Genomic DNA, 842 nt, shown 5'->3' on the forward strand with positions numbered 1-842 from the left:
ACTGCAGGGTGTCGGTGGGCAGCTCCTCCACCGCATGCTGGATCGCGTCGTAGGGTTGCGGATCGTGCCAGCCGGTGTCGCGCACCGTGGCCGAGCCGTAGAGCCGCAGCCGGTGCTGGCCGGCGGGCACGCGCACGCGGGCGCAGCGGTTGCCGAAGCAGTCCGAGTAGTGGTCGGTCCAGAAGGGCGGATCCACCAGGGGATGCTCCGGCGCGACAAGATCGTGCCCGCGGTCGGGATGCACCTGCAGCATGTAGACCACGGCGGTGGGTCCGGCCAGTGCGAGTTCGATGTCGTAGCCGATGCGGATGAGCATGGGAACAGGGATGCCTTCGCCCGGGCCGTCCGGGGTGTCGCGGCAAAGTCGTGGGAGCCTACGCACCGATGCTGCACTGCGGCAGGGGTCCAGCGCCTGAGGCGGTGTAGGTGCACATCGCGCGTCGGCCGTTTCCTACCCGCGCAGGCTCGGCACTCCCACGGACGCGGGCGCGGCGCCACTACGCGGATGGCGGAACCGACTGTCTACGCTTTGTCACATTCGCAGGCCGTGATTGCACCCCTCGCACAGGGGCTCTACCACCCGGCCGGCGTCCCCTCCAACCCTTTCTCCTTCCCATCGAAGCAGGACTCCCATGGACATGACCCACGCCCTCGTCAGCGCCCTGAACAGCGCCTGGCTCGACGAATTCCTGGTCTGGGGCGTGGCAGGCATGACGGCTGTCATCGCCCTCGTCGCCCTGGTCAACGCCGTCGACGTCTTCCTGGACAACGAAGCCAGCTGATCCTCCGGCTCGCGCCCCCCTTTCCCAACCCACGCACCCGATGCCCACCGAGAGCAAGTC

1 protein-coding gene and 1 pseudogene are annotated in these 842 nt (G+C 68.4%); one reads left to right on the forward strand and one right to left on the reverse strand.

The genetic code is table 11. The annotated features are described in order from the left end of the window. A pseudogene (locus tag NS331_RS24410) lies at positions 1-316 on the reverse strand (transglutaminase family protein); the annotation flags it as partial. A 316-nt stretch (positions 317-632) separates the two neighbouring features. Here NS331_RS24410 and NS331_RS26910 point away from each other — a divergent pair. Continuing rightward, positions 633-782 carry a hypothetical protein gene (locus NS331_RS26910; protein ID WP_193758202.1) on the forward strand — a complete coding sequence of 50 codons (150 nt, stop codon included), beginning with the start codon at positions 633-635 and terminating at the stop codon, positions 780-782. Positions 783-842 lie beyond the last annotated feature (60 nt).

Source organism: Pseudacidovorax intermedius, from assembly GCF_001476815.1.
Lineage (GTDB): Bacteria > Pseudomonadota > Gammaproteobacteria > Burkholderiales > Burkholderiaceae_C > Xenophilus > Xenophilus intermedius_A.

Coding starts and splice junctions, on each gene's coding strand:
- NS331_RS26910 (WP_193758202.1), top strand. CDS start 633: ATGGACATGACCCACGCCCTCGTCAGCGCCCTGAACAGCGCCTGGCTC.